This is a genomic window from Virgibacillus profundi (genome assembly GCF_002287375.1).
GTDB classification, from domain to species: domain Bacteria; phylum Bacillota; class Bacilli; order Bacillales; family Amphibacillaceae; genus Virgibacillus_K; species Virgibacillus_K profundi.
Map to the genome: position 1 here is coordinate 1 of NZ_NPOA01000102.1, position 389 is coordinate 389.

The 389-nt window shown below is 50.6% G+C and carries 1 rRNA gene; it reads right to left on the reverse strand.

Annotated features, from left to right (window positions below):
• Positions 1–389 (reverse strand): 16S ribosomal RNA (locus CIL05_RS22490); the annotation flags it as partial.

Here is a 389-nt window from a genome sequence, read left to right on the forward strand (position 1 = left end):
GGCTACGGACTACAAGGGTATCTAATCCTGTTTGATACCCACACTTTCGAGCATCAGCGTCAGTTACACTCCAGCGAGCTGCCTTCGCAATCGGTGTTCTTTGACATATCTAAGCATTTCACCGCTACACCACGAATTCCGCCTACCTCTACTGTACTCAAGTCTTCCAGTTTCAACTGCAGCGGTTGAGCCGCAAACTTTCACAACTGACTTAAAAATCCGCCTACGCTCCCTTTAAACCCAATGAATCCGGATAACGCTTGGACCCTCCGTATTACCGCGGCTGCTGGCACTCTATGTGGACTACTAGGGTATCTAATTACCGCGGCGGCTGGCACATTAGGCGGACTACTAGGGTATCTAATTACCGCGGCTGCTGGCACTGTTGG